Genomic DNA, 24,453 nt, shown 5'->3' with positions numbered 1-24,453 from the left:
GATGGGGCTCAACTTATTTGAATACAAATAGACAGGTTAGGACAAATATGAGCAATTGGTCTATTGATGATGCGCGCGCAAGTTATAACGTAAACCACTGGAGCCAGGGGCTTTATGGCATTAGTGATGACGGTGAGGTGACTGTATCACCGGATCCAAGTCGTCCAGATTGTAAAATTGGTTTGAACGAAATGGCTAAAGACATGGTTAAGTCTGGCGTGGCTTTACCTGTACTTGTGCGTTTCCCGCAGATTTTGCATCACAGAGTTAACAGTCTGTGTCAGGCGTTTAATCAGGCGATTCAAAAGTATCAATACGAGAATGATTACTTACTTGTTTACCCTATCAAAGTTAACCAACAGCAAACGGTTGTTGAAGAGATTTTAGCTAGCCAAGTAGAAAAAGAAGTGCCGCAGTTGGGCCTAGAAGCAGGTAGTAAGCCAGAGTTAATGGCTGTGCTTGCAATGGCGCAAAAGGCAAGCTCGGTTATTATCTGTAATGGTTATAAAGATAAAGAATATATACGTCTTGCTTTGATCGGTGAAAAGCTTGGGCATAAGGTTTACATCGTTCTTGAGAAAATGTCTGAGCTAAAGGTGGTTCTTGAACAAGCTAAAGAGCTTGGCGTTACACCTCGTTTGGGCTTACGTGTGCGCTTGGCTTTCCAAGGTAAAGGCAAGTGGCAAGCAAGTGGTGGCGAAAAATCTAAGTTTGGTTTGAGTGCTGCGCAGGTCTTGCAAGTGATTAACTCACTTAAGCAAGAAGATATGCTTGAGTCTTTAGAATTGCTGCATTTCCACTTAGGTTCGCAAATTGCCAATATTCGTGATATCCGCCAAGGCGTGAGCGAAGCAGGCCGTTTCTACTGTGAACTTATGAAACTCGGTGCTCATGTTAAGTGTTTTGACGTTGGTGGTGGTTTAGCGGTTGATTACGACGGGACGCGTAGTCAAAGCAGTCACTCAATGAACTACGGTTTAACTGAGTACGCTAATAATATCGTTAGCGTGTTAACCGACATGTGTAAAGAGTACGAGCAGCCGATGCCGAGAATTATCTCAGAATCGGGCCGTTACTTAACCGCGCACCACGCTGTTTTATTAACAGACGTAATCGGTACCGAAGCTTACAAGCCTGAAGATATTCAACCGCCAGCAGATGATGCGTCTCAATTGCTACACAACATGTGGCAGTCATGGGTAGAAGTGAGTGGTAAAGCTGATCAACGTGCGCTGATTGAGATTTTCCACGATTGTCAAAGTGATTTGACTGAAGTGCATTCTTTATTTGCAGTGGGTCAATTAGGACTCGCTGAGCGCGCTTGGGCTGAGCAGGTTAACTTACGCGTATGTTACGAGTTACAAGGTAGCATGAGCTCAAAGTACCGTTTCCACCGCCCAATTATTGATGAATTGAATGAAAAGTTAGCAGATAAATTCTTCGTTAACTTCTCACTATTCCAGTCATTACCGGATGCTTGGGGGATCGACCAAGTATTCCCTGTAATGCCATTGTCAGGCTTAGATAAAAAGCCAGAAAGTCGCGCTGTAATGCTAGATATTACCTGCGACTCTGATGGTACTGTTGATCAATATGTTGACGGACAGGGTATCGAAACAACGCTACCAGTGCCGGCTTGGACTCAAGAGAGCCCATATTTAATCGGTTTCTTCTTAGTCGGTGCATACCAAGAGATCTTGGGTGATATGCATAACCTATTTGGCGATACCAATTCAGCTGTTGTGCGTTTAGATGATGATGCTCGCACGAACGTTGAGTCTGTGCTTGCTGGTGATACGGTTGCAGACGTTTTACGTTATGTAAATTTAGATGCTGTATCGTTTATGAGAACTTATGAAGAGCTCGTTAACAAGCATATTGCAGAAGAAGAGCGTGCGAACATTCTTGAAGAGTTGCAGCTAGGGCTTAAAGGTTACACTTACCTAGAAGATTTCTCTTAATAGAAGTGTTATCAGCGTTTTCGGGTGATTCGAAACGTTAAAGCAGTCTATTTGTTATAACCAGCTTTAAGTTCGCTTGAAGCTGGTTTTGTTTTAAGTCAATCATAGTGCTTGGTGAGCGATACGGTTACACTTTATCGGAGCGATTATCCGTTTGGTATAGCAGTCAGCAAAGATAGTGGGAGCCATGATAGGATGTTTTTTGAAGGTTCGGAAAAGAAAATCGAGCTACAGATCAAGCCTGGGAGCATATCTCTAAGAGCGTTGCCGTTGCAATTTTGGCATCAAGCTTTAAGTCTTGCTAACGCTGAAATTTTATCGAACCTGTCAAATGATTATTGTGACGCTTATGTGCTCAGTGAGTCGAGCTTATTTGTTTGGGAGCATAAACTACTGTTAATGACTTGCGGTAATACCCGTTTGATCGACACAGTGGTATTTATCATTGAAAAACTCGGTACTGACCATATATCAGACGTAAGCTATCAACGAAAAAGTGAGTTTTTATCTCACTTACAGAGTACGCGTTTTGAAGATGACATAGATAGACTGCCAATAGCACTAGCTGGAAAAGCCTATCGGATTGGACATTTAGATACCCACCATCATTATTTGTTTCACAGCAATCAAACGCAACAGCTACAAGGTAGCGCGAGTTTGTTGATGTACCACATAAAAGGTGAGGTCGCTGATTATTTAAGGCAAGCATCGCAAACGAGTACTCAGATCCGTCGCTTGTTAGCACTCGATAGTTTATTACCAGAGTTTACGTTTGATGATCACCTATTTGAGCCTTTTGGCTATTCAATCAATGGATTGTTTGAAGATAAATTTATAACGATACACATCACACCACAGGAGCGTAGCTCCTATGTGAGTGTTGAAACAAATTTGGATTTTATACAACATCCGTTCAATATTTTCTCAGCCTTGCTGAATATATTGAACCCCAGCAGTTGGGACACGATTGGATTGAATATGCAGATAGCGAACTTAGGCTTCCCTTCCCATAGAAGGCTAGCGAGTTGTGATCTACAGTTAAATCAATTCAATGGTTTTAATTACAATCACTATACTCAAGCGGATACAGAGATACTGTTAGCTGAAGTATTGTGACTCTAGACACTTTTATGGAGTATTTATGACCACTATTGCAGATAAGCCTGATTATTCGCTTTATTCAAATGCATTTGGTTACTTAAGACAACCACTAGACTTCAAACCACTTGAAGGCGATGCAGATGTTGTGGTTTTAGGCTTGCCATTTGACATGGCTACTACCGGTCGTTCTGGTGGTCGTATGGGCCCTGGTGCGATCCGTAATGCATCTGTGAATCTTGCATGGGAAGAAACACGTTGGCCTTATCAGTTTAAACTTAGCGAGCACGTAAAAATTGTTGATGCGGGCGACTTAGTTTACAACTGTGGTGACTCGGCAGATTTTACTCAACGTGTTGAAGACTTCGCGACAAAAATCCTAGAAGCTGATAAAGCAATGTTAAGCTTTGGCGGCGATCACTTTGTGACTTTGCCTCTGCTACGTGCTCACTACAAGAAGCATGGTAAAATGGCGTTATTGCACTTTGATGCGCATACCGACACTTATAGCCAAGGCAGTAAGTACGATCATGGTACGATGTTCTACCATGCGCCAAACGAAGGCATTATCGCAGCAGAAAACTCAATTCAAGTGGGTATTCGTACTGAGTACGACACAGCTAACCACTTATTTAAAGTGATTGACGCTGCAGCGGCAAATGAAATGACGGCAGACGAAATCGTTGCGCAAATTCGTGAACGCGTAGGCGACATGCCTTTATATGTGACCTTTGATATTGATTGCTTAGATCCTGCTTTTGCCCCTGGTACAGGTACCCCTGTTTGTGGTGGCTTAACAAGCGATAAAGCAATGAAGATCATTCGCGGTCTTAAAGGCATGAAAATCGTAGGTATGGACGTGGTTGAAGTGGCTCCTGCATACGATAGCGCAGAGATCACTGCACTTGCTGGTGCAACTCTAGGCTTAGAAATGCTGCATGTTTGGGCTGAGTCAAACGGTAAAATTAAGTAACCTTTTTTGTTACGTAACAAGTGAAGCGCCACTTAAACGTTAATTAAAACGCTTAAGTCTAAGGCTTAAGATTGTTATGATAAAGAAGCACTGTTTACAGTGCTTCTTTTTTTATGCCGTTTTGCAAGGGATCTAGGATGTCAAAGATTAGCGATATCAGACGTGAATACACATTAGGTGAACTACATAGCGAAGATGTACCAAATGACCCAATGGTGCTGTTTAATGCTTGGCTAGAAATGGTTCGCGATTCTAAAATTCAAGATCCAACTGCGATGTCGGTCGCGACTGTTGATGAAAAAGGTCAGCCATTCCAGCGTATTGTGCTGCTAAAGCGTTTCGATAATGATGGCTTTGTATTTTTTACTAACCTTGAAAGTCGTAAAGCGCAGCATATTGCCAATAACGCACAAGTAAGCATTTTATTCCCTTGGCATAGTTTAGAAAAACAGGTCGCTGTGACAGGTGTGGCTGAGCCATTATCAAAGACAGAAGTATTGAAGTACTTTATGAGTCGACCTAAAGAAAGCCAAATAGCAGCTTGGGTCTCTAAGCAATCGAGCCCAATTAGCGCCCGAAAAGCATTAGAATCTAAGTTTGCTGAGATGAAAGCAAAGTTTGCTAATGGTGATGTTCCTCTACCTAAGTTTTGGGGCGGCTATTTGGTTCGTCCAAGCAGTATTGAGTTTTGGCAAGGTGGCGAGCACCGTTTACATGACCGCTTTATCTACACTAAAGTGGCTGACGAGTGGCAGCGTAACCGCTTAGCGCCATAATCATTGATATCTAAAACCACACACTGTGTGGTTTTTTATTTTTAGCCCTAAACCACCGACTTCAGCAGGTGGTTATCATCAATTAGGCTTTACCTGAAATTACATCAATCAAGTTGATGACTAAGGCTCTGTTCAACGACTTATAAGTTCATTTAAATAGAGTGAGTAAGCTCCCTTTAGCGGGCTTGCTTTATAACGGCTAGCAATATCATCGTCTTTAGAGAGCGGGTTTAATAGCGCTTATTGTTTTAACTTAGTTTCTCGGTAAACATTGCTTAGTCAGAAGTTAACAGTCTGCCTACTATTTAGTTTCTTCTCAAATTCGACGCCAAATTTAGTGTAAAACGTAAACATTGCCTAAAATAAATGATGGATGTATGACGTTAAATGGAAAAACCACTTCGCCATCTGCTGAAGCATGTTAAATTAGTGCTAGCTTAATTATTGATGGTTATCACAATTTAAACATTACTATCTAACATAAGAGGGAACGGACATGAAGAGAATCATTATTGGTTTACTGCTATTACCTTTATCATTTGTGGCTTCTGCGGGGACATGGAACGTTGAAAACGATAGCTCCAATGTGAATTTTATTTCAATTAAAAAAGGTGACATAGCCGAGGTGCATCACTTTAAGTCGATAGCGGGTACACTCAATGAGCAGGGGCAATTTAGTTTTTCAATCTCATTAGCGAGTGTGGCGACTAATATAGACATTCGAAATGAACGTATGCAATCTTTGCTTTTTGAAGTAGATAAGTACCCTAAACTGACATTGTCAGCTAAGGTCGATCCCAAGTTAGTGGCTGATTTAACGGTTGGTTCAGTAACGGTAACATCGGTTGATGCCGAGGTTGATTTACATGGTCAAAAACAAAAAATGACCTTTACAGTGAGTATTGCCAAGCTGTCAGAGTCTCATATCTTAGTCGCTAGTGTTATGCCTGTGATTGTGAATGCACAGAGCTTTGGATTGACATCTGGTGTGGAAAAGTTGCGTGAGATCGCTGGACTGTCTGCGATTAGCAAAGCTGTTCCAGTTTCATTTATGCTTAACCTAAAAAAATAGTCACACCTTGGCTAAGCGCTTTTAGTCTAAGGGCTATAAATCCTAGTGCACTCATATAAAGTGCACTCATATAAAGTCCACTGTATGTGAGTGCACTGAATTTAAGTGCATTTCATCTTGGGGGTACTTAAGATAAGTACAGTTGCTTGGTTGTAATACCAATCAGTATAAGAATTTGATCAGCTCAGAACGATTTTTGGCAAACTAATTCAAGGCGAATAGCTGTAATAATGGTTATTCCCTTATAAATCTATTCAACGCAGAAGTAGGCAGCCAAAAACGTTCCAGACTGGCGAGTTTTAGCGATTCTGATGCTGTGTTAACGAACTTGAACGTAGAACAACTGTGCCCTTCGCTCGTTGCCTTGCCTCAAAACCGCTAAACTCTCGCTGAGCGACTAAATGTTTATACTGATTGGTATAAGGCGAATATTGGTGGAATAATAAGGTTAAACAACGAGCCGTTAGCAAGATTGGTTTACCGAACCAAAAAGCTTGTTGAAACAAAAGTGGTTCTTATCGTGCCTTAGTCATATTCTCGGTACCAAGTTGGTCTAGATGATTTCAATTACCCCCAAACTCAGCTAGTATCTCGTCTAGATATCAATAATATTAAGTAACTAAAACTACTTAATAATTTAATGTTTTTAGGTTAAGTATGGTCACCGATAAAGACGGGTATATTCATCTCGTTCAGTATTTGACTGAACATTTAGGCATTTTTGCCAACTCGCAACATCAAAGTGCATCAGATGACACCGTAATGGAGTTATTTGAGGAACAACTCGCTGCTCAGATTATAATGGTTTGTGGGCAGAACCCTTCGTTAACATTCGCACAAAGAAACTTAGTGATCCGTGAAGTTGACTCAATCGTTTATGATTTGGAAGAGATCTTAGCTCGAGTTGCCGATCAGAAGGCGACCGCGGAACAAACATTGTTTATCACAGAGTTTTCTTGTTTGATTAAGAATTTATTCGATCAAGAAATTGCTAAACTCATAGCGGCTTAGCCTTCAGTATTTCATATTTAGTTACAGTCTTTTAGCTTTCTTCGCTTGTTGGCCTTTACCTAAAGGCCTACTGTTGCTGTATTGGTGGAGGAGCAAGCGATGCTTTATTTGGTCAATAAATCTCAAAATAGGCAGCATACGCTGGTATACCTTTGTCTGCTGGCTTTTTGGTTTTGTTTAAGGCTGTTTCGTAATAATGCATTTGATTTAGGTTGGGGCTTTTTCCCACTTGTTATTTCATTGCCTTTTTTGCCATTTATTTTAGTTTGGTTAGTCGTGCAATTTTATCGGCACGTTAGTGTATTTAAACAAGCAGCTAGTCCAAACTGGCATCTTTATCATGGCCTCTGTTGCCTTGTTTTGTTTGTTCTGTTTGTATTCAACTTTATTTTTTAGCTGATTACCGCACCAATTCACCGTGCTGAGGTGCTAACACCAATCAATATAAACCTTTGGTTGCCAGTCAGGAACGGTTTAGGCTGCCTACTTCTGCGTTGAATAGCGTTATAAGGGAATAACCATTATTGTGGTTATCAGCCTTGAATTAGTTTGCCAAAAATCGTCCAGAGTAGATCAAATTCTTATCCAGATTGGTATAGTATTGGCTCAGAGCAAGCTCCTATACAGCTTTTTTGTGTAATAGTTTCTGCAATAACATTCATTCTTATCAATAAATCAATTTAAGATATCAAACGTATAAAGGGATCACGATGCTAAAAAAAGTAGGGTTATGTGTACTGATTTTAACTTCACCACTAGCGGCTGTAGCTGCGGATAAAGCGGTTATAGGTTCAACGGCCAAAATGTCGGTAGCTCATGCAGATCTTTCTTATGTTGCTCGTATTGATACCGGAGCGGGAAATACCTCATTACACGCTTTTGATATCAAGGTAGAAGGCGGTAGCGCCAAAAATATGAAAGACAATGTCGGTAAAATGGTTTCTTTTACAACTGAAAATAATGCCGGAGAGCAAAAGCGTTTAACGGCGAAGATAGTTAAAACGTCAACGGTGAGTAACTCCCAAGGTAGAGAAACCCGTTATATGGTTGACTTAGATGTAGGTTTTAAGGGCAAAGAGCGAACTGTTAGAGTCAATTTGCGTGATCGCAGCCACATGGATTATAAGCTTTTGATTGGTCGTAATTGGTTAAAAGACCGTTATGTTGTTGATGTATCAGAAAAGAAAATTATTGGCCCTACAGCTTCTATCAGTATTGTGGAGTCTGGTTTAAAGTTTAAGACTCGGATTGATACTGGCGCAGTAGAGAACTCGTTGCATGCTTTTGATATGAAGATTGACAATGAAGATCCTGATATGGAAAAAAATGTCGGTAAGATCATTCATTTTACGACTGAAAATGAGAAAGGTGAGTCTCATGTGGTGAAATCACGCATTGTCGAAACTTCGTTAATCCGCAACGCACAAGGAAGTGAGATCCGTTATATGGTTGAGCTTAATATCGGTGAACCGGGTCAAGAGTATAAGGTAAAGGTTAACTTAAGAGACAGGAGTAAGATGTCTTATAAGTTACTTATCGGAAGAAATTGGTTACAAGGCCACTACATTGTGGATGTATCTAAATAAAAAGCTATCAATCAAGCGGCGTATATAATGGATATATACGCGGCTTTACTCATAGGTTTAGTCTGAAATTGAGCGTTTAAATTTTTATTTGTAACTCATAATTTATCACTGTACTAGCTGCGCTATCTTTAGCGCAACTGATTGATACATTGCCGTTAAATTCACTTTTTAGCCATACTGAAAGCGCAGATAGCGTGCCTAACACTTCATTTTGATTTAAAGCTAGCTGTTGTTTTGATAACTGCTCATCGGTAAAGCCTTTACCGTTATCAACTATTGTTATGTTGATCATTTGGTTTGTTTTGTGTAATTGAATATTTATTTGCTGCTTGCCTGCTTTCTGAGGAAAGGCGTCAGTCAGAGTGTTGTTTATGGCGCGGTAAAAAATCAGTAAGAATTGCCAATGGATCCCTTCAACAATAAGTCGACTCTGACCCTCGATAATTAAATCAATATTTTTGGCCGCTGATTTAGGCTGTAGCAGTGCGACAATGTGTTGTAGCAGAGCGACTAAATCAATCGGTTTTGCTACATAGTCTTGGGCAGAAAAAAGATACTCCAAATGACGTAAGCGCTCGGTTTGTTCTGCCAATGAATGGGTAAAGTCATTAGTGCCTATTTCGCCTTTAGACAGGCGATATGCCTTAGCGGCTAAATCATCTTGTTTTCTGAAAATCGGCTTTACTATGGTTGCCACTAATGATGGGTATAATGCTTGGTTTTCAAGTTTAACCTTTTCGAAGTTTTTGTCTCTATTGTGGTTAGCTTTAACTGCAACACTTTCGTTTTCAAGCCGTTTATTGGTTTGTTCTAACCTTTCAATAAAACGTATATTATCAGTAGTTTCTCTGCGTAATATTTCAAATTGCGCTGTCTTTTTAAGTTCTTGCTCTTTGGTTGAGGTAATGTCGAAAGCAATTGTACCAACTGCATGGATCTGTTTTTGTTGATTGAAAATAGGGAACTTAGTGACCAAATAGACATGTTGTTTGTTTGCGGCTGGAAAGCTCTGTTCGTAGCTTAGTTCCATTTTGTTTTCTATAACAGATAAATCCTTTTGCGAATTTATGATGGCAATGTTTTTGGGCATAACCTGCTGAACATATGCGCCTATAACCGCTAATCTTTCTCGTTTTATGGCATGGCAAAACTGATCATTTACCAAAGTTAGCACGCCATCAAGATCCGTTATAAATATTAAATTATGTGCTGAGTTTAATACGGTATGAAGCTGCTCCGTTTTTTGCTTTAACTCATATTGAGCTTGTTGTTGAACGTCTAATTGTTGCTCAAGGGCTAAATTGGTTGCATCTAGGCTTGATAGCGCAATTTCTAATTGGCGGGTCCTCGAGCTAAATGCTTTAGCAAGCATGCCGATCTCATCATTACGATTACTTGATTCGAGTTCTATTTTAGCAGGATTACTGTCATTTAACGCAGCCACCATACGACTAATAGGCGCAATAAATAGCTTATTTTGCAGAATGAATAACAACATTAACGCGAGTATTTGGATACTGACTAAATAGATGCCAACTGACCCAGCTATTGATTGTGGACCTTCAGTGATACTCGATAGTGGGGTGACGAGTATGATTTTCCAATAAGTTCCTGGCATTAAAAAAACAGTCACTAATACGGGCTCTTTTAAACGAGGCTCATGCTTTAATTGCATGCTCAAAATGACTTCGACTTTCTTTAATTGGTTATTTGCATTGTTATTAATCAAGGCTACTAACTTATCTTGCTCGTGCAGAGGGACGTTTTTAATAATGTCGTTAAGCTGTTCTTTTTCATAAACGTTAGCACTGTTTGTTTTTTCGATAAACTGTTTATCAATAGCCTCTAGTTGGCGTTGCAGAGGAGCTAGCTCCGGATGTGTATCTGCAAAAATTGAAAATGGCTGAAATAGCTCTTGCAGCTTTACTGTTGGGCGACCATCTATATCGGTATGAGGATAAGACAATAGCCGGTTTTGCTGATCAAGCGCAAAAACATAGCCACCTTGACTTGATGTGGCTGTATTAAAGAAGTCATCTAGACTGGCAACTGCAACATCAACAGTGGCAACACCTATGAACTCATGTTGAGACCACATAGGCACTGATGCGGTAATCATGGCATTTTTTGTAAAAGGGTCAACGTAGGATTTTGACCAGTAGGTAGTATCTGTAGGGTAGAACTTAGCCGGAATATACCAGCTTTCATTAAAGTAAGCGCTTATGTTCTCTGCATTGTAGTCGTTTATTTTAATCAGCTCATCGGCGTAGTTTCTAGACCAAAAGTAGCTGTTTTTCTGTTTTATTTTATTGAATATAAAGGGTTCTGGCCAGACGCCTCCCCCAAGAATGACCTCTTGTTGCCCCGACTGGTTCAAAATTGCGGGTACGAGATTGTTTAGTTGCTGCGGATTTTCTTGATAACTTTCAGCGAGAGCGCCAATTGTAACGGCAAGATTTTCAATTCGACTGGTTTTTTGTTGAAGCTTAGCGACGATAGTTTTACCAAGGTTGATACTTAGCTCTGTTTGATTATCGACTAATCTATCTTTTTCAATAGACTTCAAAAACCATACACTAGCAATAATGATCACAGCCGCTATCACAAGCTGGATCAGCATAAATTGCATAGGGATACTTTTGCGCCAGTTGGTTAACTTGGACTGCTTAGTTATCGTTTTTCTCATGGAATATGCTTACTCGCATCGTGAATTGCTGGTTTTTGTAAAAGGAAAGCAACAGCGTATTTATGTTGAACTAAGTATACAAGTTTTGTTGTTTTTTTGTAAAACAGACTAAAGAGGTGTCGAAAGGGGGGAGTCACCTTAATGCCAATGGAAGTAAGGTGACGCTTAGATGTTTTTAAGTAAGTTTAAAGCTTTAATCCTACTAATAGTTTGTCAAGCTGCTCAGTCGTTGCATGTAGTTCATTACAGCCTGAAACTGATTGGTTTGCAGAAGCTTCCACATGTTGAGATTGATTACGAATATCCATTAAATTAGTGGCAATCTCATTTGCTACAGCCGATTGTTCTTCGGCAGAGGTCGCAATGAGTACGCTCATTTCATAAACTTTTGCACTGTGATGAGCAATGCCTTGCAGATCTTTACCTGTATCTAGTACATGCATCTTGCTATCTTCAGCTTTTTCTACTGTGCGGGTCATCACTTGCTTAAGATTAAGGGCGCCAGCTTGCAGTGATTCAATCATTGCTTTAATTTCAACCGTTGCTGCTTGCGTTCGGCCCGCTAGTGTGCGTACTTCATCTGCCACCACCGCAAACCCTCGGCCTTGTTCACCAGCACGTGCCGCTTCAATCGCAGCGTTTAATGCGAGCAAATTAGTTTGCTCAGAAATTGCGTTAATTGTGGTAACCACTTCGTCAATCTTGGCGGCATTTTCATTCAGGTTGTTGACTGCATCGGAAGCATCGCCAATCTCATTAGACAGCGCTGCGATGGCATCGACTGATATGGCGATGTCACGCGAACCAGCATCGACTTGCACATTCGCTTCTTGGGTTTCAGTAGAAGACAGCTCTGCATTACGGGACACTTCAGTTACCGCTGCCGTCATTTGTTCCATCGCTGTCGCCAATGAATCAATATGTTGACGTTGATTAACGGCTAAAGATTGCCCCTCTGTTGCTGTGTTTCTAAATTCCTGAACAACACTGCGGATTTGTTGATTCGCATTTGTCATCTCAGTCACTAATTTATGCTGGCGTTCAACTAGAGTATCAATGCTGATTGCTAAAATACTGAATTCATCTTTTACTGGGAAAAAGTTTAAGCGTCCGGTTAAGTCTCCATCAGCGGCTCTTTTTAATGCCATGACATTGGTATAGAGGGCGCCGCCAACAAAGCTAGAAATATAATAGTTAGTGAGCAAAATGATTAAGATTAAGCTGGCTAAACCTAAGTAAATTTCATAGCTATGATTAACGCTATTGTTTAGCGGGGTCGTCACATGGGTGATTAACCCATTGAGACTAATGTGACTTACGCTGTCAATATGTTGGTTGTTGATAATGCTATCTCCGCCATTTTGAGCTTGCATCGTAAACTGACGAGGTGCTGATTGTAAATTGCAATGTTGCCATCAACGGCGCCGAGAAATGCTTTTAGGTCTGTTTCAGACATATGTTGCGATGCGATATCAATGACGTCATTGAATTGCTGATTAAATATCTGCGCTTGTGCGACTTGAGCGTCAAGCTGGTTTTGCTTGTGAACACTGTTAAGTAAAACCGATAAACCTATTAATGCAATGATAGGGATAATTGCTAATACTGAGAATTTTGTTTTTAGTGACATGTGGATTAGGTATTTATCCACCCAGCGGAACTTAACTTCTTTCATAATGTTCTCTTATTGATAATAACGCCGACCTTGTTATTTATCGGTCAGAAAATAAGATTCTGAATTAGATTTTCACCCAAAGTGTTTGTTAGCTTTATTTTTAGCCATTGCAAGGTGTAACTTATTGAAATTCTGTATATCAGAAATCCAATAAGTGACTTTCTCTGTACTGCTGGAGCAGTAATTGTGGCGATTAAGTGGTCTTTTTTTGTTGTTTTTCACAATTTCTTATTAGAGATTACAGTTTGATTAAACAAGTTTGAATCACTCGCCTTAATGGATAAGGACTAAACAAAATAAACAGTTAGGCTATAAAAAGGTGAATTAATCCTAGTCAAATGTGGCTGTCTAACGTAAAATTTTAGTCTTTTTCTATTTTCACTAAAGAAAATACGTTAGCCCAAAAGTCGTAGGTCGAAGACTTACTCGCACTGGAAGAGATGATGTCACAGTTAACAGAGATCGTAGAACAGGCTTTAGCCGCCATCGAAGGAGCTACAGATTTAAAAGCTCTCGATGACCTCCGTGTCGATTACCTTGGTAAGAAAGGTCAAATCACCGACATGATGAAAATGATGGGAAAACTTCCTCCTGAAGAGAAGCCAGCTTTTGGTCAAGCAGTGAACCAAGCTAAGCAGGCGGTTCAGCAGCAACTTTCTATTCGTATTGATGGTCTTAAAGCAGCAGAGCTTGAAGCGCAGCTGAAAGCTGAAAGCATTGATGTAAGCTTGCCGGGTCGTCGCATTGAAAATGGTGGTTTACACCCTGTTACTCGTACGATTGAGCGCATTGAAGCTTTCTTTGGTGAGCTTGGCTTCGTTGTTAAAGACGGCCCTGAAATCGAAGATGACTTTCATAACTTCGATGCACTGAATATCTCTGAGCACCATCCTGCTCGTGCTGATCATGATACGTTCTATTTTAATCCTAAAGTGATGCTACGTACGCAAACATCAGGCGTGCAAATCCGCACCATGGAGCATGAGAAGCCACCTTTACGTATTATTTCTCCAGGCCGTGTATATCGTAACGATTACGATCAAACTCATACACCAATGTTCCATCAGGTTGAAGGTTTGCTTGTCGCTGAGAACGTTAACTTTGCCGAGCTTAAAGGCATTTTGCACGACTTCTTACGTAACTTCTTTGAAGAAGATCTAGAAGTGCGTTTCCGTCCATCTTACTTCCCATTCACAGAGCCTTCAGCAGAAGTGGATGTTATGGGTAAAAATGGTAAGTGGTTAGAAGTATTAGGTTGCGGCATGGTACATCCAAATGTACTTCGCAGCGTGGGTATCGATCCAGAGAAGTACTCAGGTTTCGCATTCGGTATGGGTGTAGAGCGTTTATCAATGCTTCGCTACGGCGTTAACGATTTACGTTCATTCTTTGAAAACGACCTACGCTTCCTGAAGCAATTTAAATAAACGGAGCTGTAATAGCATGAAATTTAGCGAATCTTGGCTTCGTGAGTGGGTTAACCCAAGTGTTAACCGCGAAGAATTATCACACCAAATTACCATGGCAGGTCTTGAAGTTGATGGCGTTGAGCCAGTAGCAGCAGACTTTAGCGGTGTTGTAGTGGGTGAAGTGGTTGAGTGTGGCCAGCACCCTGATGCTGACAAGCTGCGCGTAACCAAAATCAATGTTGGCGGCGACGAGCTTATCGACATCGTATGTGGTGCTGCAAACTGTCGTTTAGGCCTTAAAGTTGCGGTTGCTATGGTTGGCGCTGTGCTACCAGGCGATTTCAAAATTAAGAAAGCTAAACTACGTGGTCAACCATCATTCGGTATGCTGTGTTCGTTTGGCGAGCTAGGTGTAGATATCGAAAGCGATGGCATTATTGAATTGCCATTAGATGCACCAGTAGGTCAAGACGTACGTGAATACCTTGATCTAAACGATGCGGTAATCGACGTTGACTTAACGGCTAACCGTGCTGATTGTTTAGGCATGGCGGGTCTTGCACGCGAAGTGGGCGTATTAAACCGTCAGTCAGTCACTGAGCCTACATGGCAAGCCGTTGCTGCAACTATCGCTGATGAAGTTAGCATTGACGTGCAAGAGCCACAAGAGTGTGGTCGTTACTTGGGCCGCGTTATCAAAAATGTTAACGTCAAAGCCGAAACTCCACTATGGATGCAAGAGAAATTGCGCCGTAGCGGTATTCGCTCTATTGACCCAATTGTTGATATCACTAACTTTGTGTTGATTGAATTTGGTCAACCAATGCACGCATTTGACTTAGCTAAGTTAGATGGTGGCATTCAAGTACGTAAGCCTAAGTCTGAAGAGAAGTTAACGCTACTTGATGGCAATGAAATTACCATCCCTGAAGGTATGTTGATTATTGCTGACCAAGCCAAGCCATTAGCTCTTGCTGGCGTATTTGGTGGTGAGCACAGTGGTGTAACCACTGAAACAACCGATATTTTACTAGAATGTGCATTCTTCGCGCCTTTAGCTATTTTAGGTAAAGCGCGTAAGATTGGTTTGCATACTGATGCATCGCACCGTTTTGAACGTGGTGTTGACCCAGAGCTGCAACAAAAAGTAATGGACCGCGCAAGCCGTCTAGTACTGGATGTTTGTGGTGGCGAAGCCGGTCCTGTGGTTGAAGCAAAGTCTGAAGATAACCTGCCAAAGCCTGCACAAATCGTATTACGTCGTAGCAAGCTAGACAAAACGCTAGGTCACCACATTGAAGATAACGATGTGACTGAAATCCTAGAGCGTCTTGGTTTTGCTGTTGAGGTGAGTGAAGGGCAGTGGAATGTAACGACTGCAACTTACCGCTTTGATATGGCGATTGAAGAAGATTTAATTGAAGAAGTTGCCCGTATTTACGGTTACAACAATATTCCAAATATTGCGCCAATTGCGCAATTGAGCATGTCTGATCATAAAGAGTCAAACATCAACATCAAGCGTGTGCGCAGCATGTTGGTTGCTCGTGGTTTCCAAGAAGCTGTGACTTATAGCTTTGTGGATCCTAAGCAACAAGAGTTGATTCACCCAGGTGCAGAAGCAATGATCCTACCGAACCCAATTTCGGTTGAGATGTCTGCAATGCGTCTATCTATGTTCACCGGTCTTTTGACTGCTGTAGGTTACAACCAAAGCCGTCAACAAAACCGTGTCAGACTGTTTGAAACAGGTTTACGTTTTGTCCCAAATGAAACTGCAGAGTCAGGTGTGTCACAGCAACCTATGCTTGCAGCTGTCATTGCGGGTAATCAAAATGATGAGCATTGGACAATGGAGTCAAAAACAGTAGACTTCTTTGACCTAAAAGGTGACTTAGAAGCAGTCATCGGTTTAACTGTTGCTGATGCTGAATTTAGTTTCAGAGCGGCAACACATCCAGCGTTACATCCGGGGCAATGTGCTGAAATCTTAAGAGATGATCGCGTTATTGGTATTATAGGTACGGTTCACCCAAGCCTAGAAAAGCCATTTGGCCTTAACGGAAAGACAATTATTTTCGAGCTAGAATTAGACGCTTTATTGCACGCTAATTTGCCGCTAGCCCAGACTGTATCTAAGTTTCCAGCAAACCGTCGTGATATCGCCATCGTAGTAGATGACGCTATTTCCGCCGATGATGTTGTAAAAATGATAAGAAAAGTTGGCGAAAATCAGTTGGTTGGCATAAACTTGTTCGATGTATACCGAGGTAAAGGTGTAGAGGAAGGCAAAAAGAGCCTTGCAATTGCACTCTTATTACAAGATAACGCTCGTACACTGGAAGAGAAAGAAATCGCAGAGATGGTAGAAGTCGTGGTTTCTGCTCTGAAAGACGAGTTCAACGCATCGTTGAGGGACTAAAAGTATGGCACTTACCAAAGCCGAAATGGCAGAACATCTTTTTGAAACGCTAGGCATGAACAAGAGAGTAGCGAAAGAGATGGTAGAGACGTTTTTCGAAGAAATTCGTCAAGCTCTTGAAAGTGGTGAGCAGGTCAAGCTATCTGGCTTTGGCAACTTTGACCTGAGGGACAAGAATCAAAGACCGGGAAGGAACCCAAAGACGGGAGAAGATATCCCAATTTCCGCACGTCGCGTAGTGACGTTCCGTCCAGGACAGAAGCTGAAAAGCCGAGTCGAAGAGGCTAACGCGAAGAAGTAATCGCATTAGTGTCGTGATGAAGAGGCCACTCATTAGAGTGGCTTTTTCTGTTATTTACTTGCTGTAGAGGTTTTAGACTTGTCTAGAAAGCCTAAGTATTTTGACCGACGTTTTAACTTGAGTTTGTTACATCCAAAGTATTGGCTTACTTGGATCGCAATTCTGGTTTTAGTCATATTTGGCCTTATGCCTGCTTGGCTACGTGATCCGATTGCTCGTACATTGGCCAAACTGGTGATGCACATTGCGAAAAAGCCAATTAAAGTCGCCAGAGCAAATTTGACCACCTGTTTCCCTGATAAAACAGCTGCTGAGATTGATGCGTTAGTTAATGATAACGTTGAAAACTTTGTGATGATTCTATTGGCGCAATCTGAGTTGATGCTTAAGTCTCGTGCTCACATGCGACGCCGAGTGCAATTGCATGGGTTTGAACATGTCGAAAAAGCACGTGCTGCGGGGCAACCAGTGATTTTCATCATGCCACATGTGTGGGGCATCGAATATGCAGGTTTACGCTTAAATTTAGACCTTCCTATGGTTTCAATGGCTAAAGCCCATAAAAATGGCTTATTTAATTGGTTTAATAACCGTATGCGTAGCTCTCAAGGGGGCAATATTTACATGCGCGAAGCGGGGATCCGTGCGTTATTATCTGAGTTAAAGCAAGATAACAGCTTCTTTTATCTACCAGATGAAGATCTTGGCCGAGATAAAAGCGTGTTTGCGCCATTTTTGGGCACCACTAAGGCGACATTGCCTGTGGTGGGTCGGTTAGCTCAAGCGGGCAATGCTCAAGTTATGCCTGTTAAAATTGGTTACGATAAAGCTAAACGTCGCTTTGACTTAACTGTTATGCCTGCAATTGATCCTGAAACTATGCAAGGTAAAGAAAATGAAGCTATCGCTTTGAATAAAGCGGTTGAGCAAGTCATTTTGGCTTACCCAGAGCAATATATGTGGTTCTTAAAGGTGCTAAAAACCCGCCCTGAAGGCGAAGCATCGATTTATCCGTAAATGATTGAGCTGAAGATGTTCCACAAAAAAGCCGCAATCATTTGCGGCTTTTTAATTGGCTCAACCGTTTAGCCAATCAGTTGGTATTCTTTGCTTAGAATATCAATGATTTCTTGTTTCGGGTTATCGCTGATGTGTAGTTTCTGACCGATGATTTTTTCTGCAATACCCACATAGGTATTAGAGATATCCATCATGACTGATTCTGGTAGTTTGTTATCCGCCGCTAACGCAAAACGCTCTTGCATGCGATTCTTGTTTAACAAGATATCTGGATCTGGGAAGTGGTTGAGTAACCATTGACGGAAGCCTTCTTTAGACTGCTCAATGATTTTTCCATCACGGTGCGAAGAACCATCCCAAATACGTGAGCTATCTGGTGTGCCTACTTCATCCATATAAATTAGCTTTTCGTTGCCAGCCGCATCGTTGACGTAGCCAAATTCAAACTTGGTATCAACGAAAATCTGATCGTGCTGCGCTAATGCATCACTAATCACATCAAAGCCTTCTTTAAGCAGTTTTTCATATAAATCGATATCAGATTCATTGCTGAAATTAAAGCCTTTAACGTGACGCTCAATGTCGCTACGCGATACGTTAACATCATCAGCTTCAGGTACGCCTTCAAGGCCAGTTAATACACCTTTAGTTGACGGGGTGATTAACAACTCTGGAAGCTTCTGATCTTTTTCTAAGCCTTCAGGAATCGTAATACCACAGAACTCACGCTCACCTTTAGTGTATGAACGCCACATAGAACCGGTAATGTATTGACGAGCAATAGCTTCAATCATTACAGGACGCGCTTTTTGTACGATCCATACTAATGGGTGTGGAATATCTAAGATATGGCTGTCAGCAAGGCCTTTTTCTTTGAAAAGTTTAAACCAATGGTTTGAAATAGCATTAAGTGCTGTACCTTTGCCGGGTACACCATTTAAGCCATTCTCACCTTGCCAAACGCAATCAAATGCTGAAATACGGTCACTGATCACCATAATGGCAAGTGGGGCATCTGCTGGTACATCGTAACCTTTATCTTTAATTAACCGAGCGCTATCTTCTTCAGTTAACCAGTAAACACTGCGAACTTTTCCTGAGTGAACAGGTTGGTTGGTACGAATTGGAAGGTTGTCATTTACGACTAAAACTTTATCTGCAAGATTCATAGGGCACACTTTTATTATTGAGAAGCTTAATTTTAGTGGCGCAGATTGTAACAGAAGTTGCGAAACGCAACACCCTAGGGAGTGCCGTTTTAGCGCTTTTAAAAACAGTGTTTTCTATTGTGTAAAATCGTGGTTTATCTAGCCTAGAAATCAATATTTTATGCTGTTATAAGTTACTGATACCGATTAATTATCGCTTCTAATTGCGCATTGGCTTTCATGATGATTATCTGATCGTCTATCCAATCAATTGTATCTTGACTAACCTCATCACCAAAAGAAAGGTGTATATCTAATGAGGGGGTGATCAGCGGAACGTCTGTTAGTTTTAGGCTGGTTCTGTCGATATTATGTTGTTTCAGTGCGTAACGAATTCTACTATCCATTTCAATAAATACATCATCTCGTTTACTTGTCAGCGCCTTCAGTGCACTTTGGTGGCTTTTGACATCGACTTTTTTGATTTGACCTGTTTTGATAAAAGGCATAACGCCTGGGTAATCAAATCCTTTGAGAAGAATAACTGTTTTGCCAAATAGATCTTCAACCTTAGCATAGTGGGTAGGGTCATCATGACGTTGTACGAGAGAGTGGCGTGCTCTAAATAATGCTTGTTTTGAAAGGCGCTTGTTTTGCGCCCAATGTTGTTTTTCAAGGCGCCACAGCGGCGAACCATAACTAATCCAATTGGTATAAGTATTCTTTTCAATTTCATGTATGTAGCGTTTAAAAGGCATGACATGAGTCGTAATGGTCAGGTTTTTTTTATTCGCTAAGGCGGCAACAACATCGCTGATGATGCCTGAGTTTGCTTGGTAATTAGAGCTGTTAATCTGAAACGGCTCAGCCTGATTGGCAATAATAAGATAAGTGAGTTCGTTGGCTGAGCTGTTATGTGGCTGGAGCCAAGATAATATTAATAAGGTTGTCAAAAGTGGATAGCTTAACTTCATACTTCTTCACCTAACATCGATAGGGCTGCTTTAGCATATTCATTTATTTGTTATTGTTTTATTCAGACCTTAATTTCAGTCGTGGTATCACCTCGCTCAATACATAAGCTTGTAATGAGTAAATTTTATGCTAGCGCATTCCTATGCATAATGCATGGGTTATTTAAGGATAATAGTTTATTTAAATGAATATGTTGCGCATTCAACTCTTGCTCTTGCATGGAGGTATATCTAGTACTTGCCGCGTTATTATTCCCAAATGTTCAAGTTGACGTAGTGCAATTGAATATTAGGTTTGCGCTGTAATGAGGCTAGGGCGCAACTAGATGGATACGCCCTGCATATTTAGCGGCTATTTTGCTTTGTTGTGTCTTTTCATCAAATTTAAGTTGATGTCTTGCATGTTGAGTTCTTGATCTTCAAGCAACACTAGCAGGTGATAGATAAGATCAGAGGCCTCATCAATCAGCTCTGGCTTGTCATTGGTCGCTGCAGCGAGTGCGGTTTCTAAGCCTTCTTCACCTACTTTTTGGGCAATACGCTTTGTACCGCGTTCAAATAGATGAGCGGTGTAGCTTGATTGCGGGTCTTGGCCTTTACGTGATGCAATCAATGTCGACAGGTTGTCAATAAAGCTGTGGGCTTCGCCATCAGTCCAGCAGCTTTCTGTGCCTTTGTGACAAGTCGGCCCATTGGCAATAACCTGTACTAATAAGCTGTCATTATCACAATCTTTATCGATAGCGACTAAGTCTAAGGTGTTGCCGGAAGTTTCGCCCTTGGTCCAAAGTCTTTGTTTACTACGACTGTAAAAAGTCACTTGCTTGGTTGATAGGGTTTTATCTAACGCAGCTTGATCCATATAGCCAAGCATCAGTACTTTTCCGGTTAGGTGATTTTGTATTACAGCTGGAATTAATCCGCCGGTTTTATCCCAATCGAGCTGACTGATTAAGTCAGCCCCCTTGTTTGTCTGTTGCGTAAGCGTGCTCATATTTGTTCCTTAAGTCCTGTAATCGCCTGGTTTCACTTAAACGCGAACGGCAATATTGTTGCTTTTTAGGTAGCGCTTTAAATCTTGGATATCGATGATACCTTTATGAAACACGCTTGCTGCGAGGGCTGCATCAACGTTAGCCTCGGCAAACACATGCCTAAAATGCTCCATAGTACCGGCGCCGCCAGAGGCAATGAGTGGCACATCGCAGATAGCTCGAATCATTGAGAGTTGCTTAATGTCGTAACCTTGCCTTACACCATCTTGATTCATTACATTCAGCACGATTTCACCGCAGCCTTGCTTTTGCACCTCAGCAACCCAGTCTTGGGTGAACCATTGCGTATCTTTAGTCGCCGCTTCATCACCGGTAAACTGCTTTACTTTGTAGCTTTCTGTTACGGCGTCATAATAAGAGTCAATGCCTATTACAATGCACTGTCGCCCAAATTCATCTTGTAAGCGGGCAATCAGGCTTGGATCAGTTAATGCTGGCGAGTTAATTGAAATCTTATCAGCGCCAAAGGCGAGCTTCTCTCTTGCCTGCTCTATGGTTCTTATGCCGCCAGCAACGCAAAACGGGATGTCAATCTGCTCAGCGACGCGGCTTATCCAAGACTTATCAATGACCCTATCATGGGCGCTGGCGGTGATGTCATAAAATACCAATTCATCGGCGCCTTCTTCGGCATAGCGTTTAGCTAGAGGCACTATGTCGCCGACGATTTCATGATTACGAAATTGCACCCCTTTAACCACTTTCCCCTCTTTTACATCGAGGCAAGGGACTATACGTTTGGCCAGCATCTAATTGCCTCCTCGACGTTAAATTGTTTTATTAATAGGGCTTTACCAATAATAATCCCGCTGGCGCCGCTCTCTTTTACCGCATTGACATCGTCTAGAGTAGCGATACCACCTGAGGCTTGCCATTGGATCTTGGGATAACTTGCTGCTATCTCACGGTACAGCGCGGTATTGGCACCTTGCAAGGTACCATCGCGGCTAATATCAGTGACTAAAGCATGCTTTAAGCCTACGCATTTAAACTCTTCAACCAATGACTCTAAGCTCTTACCGCCGCCGCTTTGCCAACCTGATACCGCAACAATCTTCTCGCCTTGCTGATTAATATTCACATCAAGGGCGAGGCAAATGGCATCACTACCATATTTTTCAAACCAGCTTTTGACTAGCTCAGGCTCTTTTACTGCCAATGAGCCAATTACTACTCGGCTAACACCAATTTCAAGCAGTTCATTTAATTGCGCTTCGGTGCGAATACCGCCGCCAACTTGAATTGGCGTATTTAGGTGGTTGACTAATTCTGCAATTAAGGCAGTTTGGCGCTGGTGTGGATCTTTCGCGCCAGTCAAATCGACAATATGCAGTAAATTAGCGCCTTGAGCTTGATAGCTTTTTAGCTGCTCAAGAGGGCTTAAATTAAATGTGGTTTGCTGGGCGTAATCACCTTGGTAGAGGCGAACCACTTGTCCGTCGATAAGATCAATTGCCGGTATAATCATAATTTCGCCTCATTTAATGGGTTATTGCTCGCCAATGACTTAGTAGACGATTGGGCAAAAGTGTCTTTATTCATATATAGAAAGTTTTGTAGCATTGCAGCGCCAACGTCACTGCTTTTCTCTGGGTGAAATTGCAGGCCAATAAAATTATCTTTGGCAATGGCGGCGCTAAATGTTTCACCGTGCTGTGAGGTTGCGATGGTAAAATCACTTAATGGCGCGCGGTAACTATGGACGAAATACACATAACTGCCGGCACTGATCCCGGCAAATATCGGATGGCTTGATGGTGTTATTTGATTCCAGCCCATGTGCGGAAGCGGTAAACCTTGGCTATCAAGCTGCTTAATATCGGTGGCGATGATATTCAAGCAAGGGCAATCTTCACTTTTGCCGCCGCGCTCTTTTGAAGATCGAGTTAGCATCTGCATGCCTAAACATACGCCGAGTACCGGCTGTTTTAGTGCTTGAATGACATTAACTAAGCCACGGTTTTTCAGCGATGCCATCGCCGCAGCGGCTGTGCCTACGCCGGGTAAAATGATTCGCTCAGCGTTTTTTATCATTTCGACATCATCACTAACAAAAAGACTTTCGCGTTCAATATCCGTCATTAAGCGCTCAAAAGCATATCTAACTGAGCTTAGATTGGCGCAGCCGGTATCGATAATAACGGTGTTGCCAATAATCTCGCTTGGACGGCGAGTGACATTTACTTTACTCATAGCACACCTTTACTTGAGGGAAGTGAATCGCCTTCAATAGCAACCGCTTGTCTTAACGTACGTCCCAGTACTTTAAATAAGCTCTCTACTTTGTGGTGATCGTTATCGCCTTGGGTGCTAATGTGTAACGTACAGCGCAATCCGTCAGCAAATGAACGGAAAAAGTGTGGCACCATCTCAGTGGCCATTTGGCCGACAAACTCACGCTCAAACTCGCCTTCAAACTTGATAAAAGGACGGCCTGAAATATCCAGTAAACAAGCAGCGCTAGCTTCATCCATCGGGATCGCTTGCTGGAAAACATCACCTGCTTGGGTGTTACCAAATCGGGCTATACCACGTTTATCGCCTAGTGCTTGACGCAGTGCATCGCCAATGGCTAATGCAGTGTCCTCAACACTGTGGTGATCATCAATCTCTAGATCGCCATCGACTTTTACATTCATGGTGAAGTTGCCGTGAGTTGATATTTGCTCAAGCATGTGATCAAAAAAGCCGATGCCAGTGTTTATCTCTCCTTTGCTAGTTGAATCTAGGTCCACGGTAACCTGAATATCGGTTTCTTTAGTGGTACGAACAACTGTTGCAAGGCGATTTTTGCTCAGTAGTTTATCTGCAATCGCGTTCCAATTAAGGCTTTGCGGGTTATATTGCAGACCAAGGATCCCCATTGAGTCGGCAAGGCCCATATCAGTCTCGCGGTCGCCAATAACGGCTGACTGAGTAAAATCAATTTTGCCTGAAGTGAGGTAGCCTTTAACCAAGCCTAATTTCGGCTTACGGCAACTGCAGTTCTCATCATCAAAGTGCGGACAAATAAGCACATCGTCAAACAGCACACCTTGGCTATTTAAGATCTGCATCATCATATCTTGTGGTGCATCAAAATCATTTTTTGGGAATGATGGTGTGCCTAAGCCGTCTTGATTACTGACCATGACCAAACGGTAGCCTGCATTTTGTAATCTAAGTAAAGCAGGAATGAAATTAGGCTCAAATACCAACTTTGCCAGGCTATCAACTTGTTTGTCGGTTACCGGCTCTTCGATAATGGTGCCGTCACGGTCGATAAATAATATTTTCTGTTTCATTG

The 24,453-nt window shown here is 41.8% G+C and carries 19 protein-coding genes and 1 pseudogene; 11 read left to right on the top strand and 9 right to left on the bottom strand.

The features are described 5' to 3' along the window. Positions 1-47 precede the first annotated feature (47 nt). The 7 genes from speA (at position 48) to L2748_RS05070 (ending at position 8,477) form a co-directional block, all read left to right on the top strand. Positions 48-1,961, top strand: a complete 1,914-nt coding sequence (gene speA, locus L2748_RS05100) for a biosynthetic arginine decarboxylase (RefSeq protein ID WP_220781030.1) — start codon at positions 48-50, stop codon at positions 1,959-1,961. Positions 1,962-2,156: 195 nt separating this feature from the next. Then, the gene (locus L2748_RS05095) at positions 2,157-3,077 is read left to right on the top strand and encodes an adenosylmethionine decarboxylase (protein WP_220781029.1); all 921 of its coding nucleotides are present in this window, start codon (positions 2,157-2,159) and stop codon (positions 3,075-3,077) included. 25 nt (positions 3,078-3,102) lie between these two features. Beyond that, the gene (gene speB, locus L2748_RS05090; RefSeq protein ID WP_220767540.1) at positions 3,103-4,032 is read left to right on the top strand and encodes an agmatinase; all 930 of its coding nucleotides are present in this window, start codon (positions 3,103-3,105) and stop codon (positions 4,030-4,032) included. 137 nt (positions 4,033-4,169) lie between these two features. Next, positions 4,170-4,808 (top strand): pyridoxamine 5'-phosphate oxidase, encoded by a 639-nt coding sequence (pdxH, locus tag L2748_RS05085; RefSeq protein WP_220781028.1) that lies wholly within the window; start codon positions 4,170-4,172, stop codon positions 4,806-4,808. A gap of 496 nt (positions 4,809-5,304) precedes the next feature. Further along, the gene (locus tag L2748_RS05080) at positions 5,305-5,880 is read left to right on the top strand and encodes a YceI family protein (RefSeq protein WP_220781027.1); all 576 of its coding nucleotides are present in this window, start codon (positions 5,305-5,307) and stop codon (positions 5,878-5,880) included. A gap of 657 nt (positions 5,881-6,537) precedes the next feature. Next, positions 6,538-6,891 (top strand): DUF3802 family protein, encoded by a 354-nt coding sequence (locus L2748_RS05075; protein WP_220781026.1) that lies wholly within the window; start codon positions 6,538-6,540, stop codon positions 6,889-6,891. A 710-nt stretch (positions 6,892-7,601) separates the two neighbouring features. Beyond that, a complete protein-coding gene (locus tag L2748_RS05070; RefSeq protein WP_220781025.1) occupies positions 7,602-8,477 on the top strand; it encodes a putative ATP-dependent zinc protease in 876 nt (291 codons plus the stop codon). A 76-nt stretch (positions 8,478-8,553) separates the two neighbouring features. Here L2748_RS05070 and L2748_RS05065 read toward each other — a convergent pair whose 3' ends face one another. Both L2748_RS05065 and L2748_RS05060 read right to left on the bottom strand, forming a co-directional pair. Then, positions 8,554-11,163 carry a PDC sensor domain-containing protein gene (locus L2748_RS05065; RefSeq protein WP_220781024.1) on the bottom strand — a complete coding sequence of 870 codons (2,610 nt, stop codon included), beginning with the start codon at positions 11,161-11,163 and terminating at the stop codon, positions 8,554-8,556. Between the two features lie 185 nt (positions 11,164-11,348). Further along, positions 11,349-12,838 (bottom strand): annotated as a pseudogene (locus tag L2748_RS05060) (methyl-accepting chemotaxis protein). Between the two features lie 443 nt (positions 12,839-13,281). Here L2748_RS05060 and pheS point away from each other — a divergent pair. From pheS to lpxM, 4 genes are all read left to right on the top strand, one after another. Then, complete coding sequence (gene pheS / locus L2748_RS05050) at positions 13,282-14,265, top strand: phenylalanine--tRNA ligase subunit alpha (protein WP_220761390.1); 984 nt, start codon at positions 13,282-13,284, stop codon at positions 14,263-14,265. 16 nt (positions 14,266-14,281) lie between these two features. Beyond that, positions 14,282-16,669 carry a phenylalanine--tRNA ligase subunit beta gene (gene pheT, locus L2748_RS05045; RefSeq protein ID WP_220781021.1) on the top strand — a complete coding sequence of 796 codons (2,388 nt, stop codon included), beginning with the start codon at positions 14,282-14,284 and terminating at the stop codon, positions 16,667-16,669. A 4-nt stretch (positions 16,670-16,673) separates the two neighbouring features. Continuing rightward, entirely contained in the window at positions 16,674-16,970 is a 297-nt protein-coding gene (gene ihfA, locus L2748_RS05040; protein ID WP_220781020.1) for an integration host factor subunit alpha, read from the top strand. 78 nt (positions 16,971-17,048) lie between these two features. Beyond that, complete coding sequence (gene lpxM / locus L2748_RS05035) at positions 17,049-17,987, top strand: lauroyl-Kdo(2)-lipid IV(A) myristoyltransferase (protein ID WP_220781019.1); 939 nt, start codon at positions 17,049-17,051, stop codon at positions 17,985-17,987. 68 nt (positions 17,988-18,055) lie between these two features. Here the strand turns inward: lpxM and L2748_RS05030 are convergent, their stop codons facing one another. The 7 genes from L2748_RS05030 to hisB all read right to left on the bottom strand — a co-directional run bounded on the left by L2748_RS05030 (position 18,056) and on the right by hisB (position 24,451). Beyond that, positions 18,056-19,159, bottom strand: coding sequence for a phosphoribosylaminoimidazolesuccinocarboxamide synthase (locus L2748_RS05030; protein ID WP_220781018.1), 1,104 nt, complete (start codon positions 19,157-19,159; stop codon positions 18,056-18,058). A 173-nt stretch (positions 19,160-19,332) separates the two neighbouring features. Next, the gene (locus L2748_RS05025; RefSeq protein ID WP_220781017.1) at positions 19,333-20,112 is read right to left on the bottom strand and encodes a type 2 periplasmic-binding domain-containing protein; all 780 of its coding nucleotides are present in this window, start codon (positions 20,110-20,112) and stop codon (positions 19,333-19,335) included. A 352-nt stretch (positions 20,113-20,464) separates the two neighbouring features. After that, positions 20,465-21,106 (bottom strand): bifunctional phosphoribosyl-AMP cyclohydrolase/phosphoribosyl-ATP diphosphatase HisIE, encoded by a 642-nt coding sequence (gene hisIE, locus L2748_RS05020; RefSeq protein ID WP_220781016.1) that lies wholly within the window; start codon positions 21,104-21,106, stop codon positions 20,465-20,467. A gap of 36 nt (positions 21,107-21,142) precedes the next feature. After that, positions 21,143-21,916, bottom strand: a complete 774-nt coding sequence (hisF, locus tag L2748_RS05015; protein WP_220781015.1) for an imidazole glycerol phosphate synthase subunit HisF — start codon at positions 21,914-21,916, stop codon at positions 21,143-21,145. After that, positions 21,898-22,635, bottom strand: a complete 738-nt coding sequence (gene hisA, locus L2748_RS05010; protein WP_220781014.1) for a 1-(5-phosphoribosyl)-5-[(5-phosphoribosylamino)methylideneamino]imidazole-4-carboxamide isomerase — start codon at positions 22,633-22,635, stop codon at positions 21,898-21,900. The genes hisF and hisA overlap by 19 nt, the downstream gene beginning before the upstream one ends. Beyond that, on the bottom strand, positions 22,632-23,360 hold the full coding sequence (gene hisH, locus L2748_RS05005) for an imidazole glycerol phosphate synthase subunit HisH (protein ID WP_220781013.1): 729 nt from the start codon (positions 23,358-23,360) through the stop codon (positions 22,632-22,634). The genes hisA and hisH overlap by 4 nt, the downstream gene beginning before the upstream one ends. Then, the gene (gene hisB / locus L2748_RS05000) at positions 23,357-24,451 is read right to left on the bottom strand and encodes a bifunctional histidinol-phosphatase/imidazoleglycerol-phosphate dehydratase HisB (RefSeq protein ID WP_220781012.1); all 1,095 of its coding nucleotides are present in this window, start codon (positions 24,449-24,451) and stop codon (positions 23,357-23,359) included. The genes hisH and hisB overlap by 4 nt, the downstream gene beginning before the upstream one ends. Positions 24,452-24,453 lie beyond the last annotated feature (2 nt).

It is taken from the genome of Shewanella sairae (assembly GCF_023283535.1).
In the GTDB taxonomy this organism is placed as follows: domain Bacteria; phylum Pseudomonadota; class Gammaproteobacteria; order Enterobacterales; family Shewanellaceae; genus Shewanella; species Shewanella sairae.
Note: the sequence above shows the minus strand (reverse complement) of the source record. Positions and strands in the feature narration are given on the sequence as shown.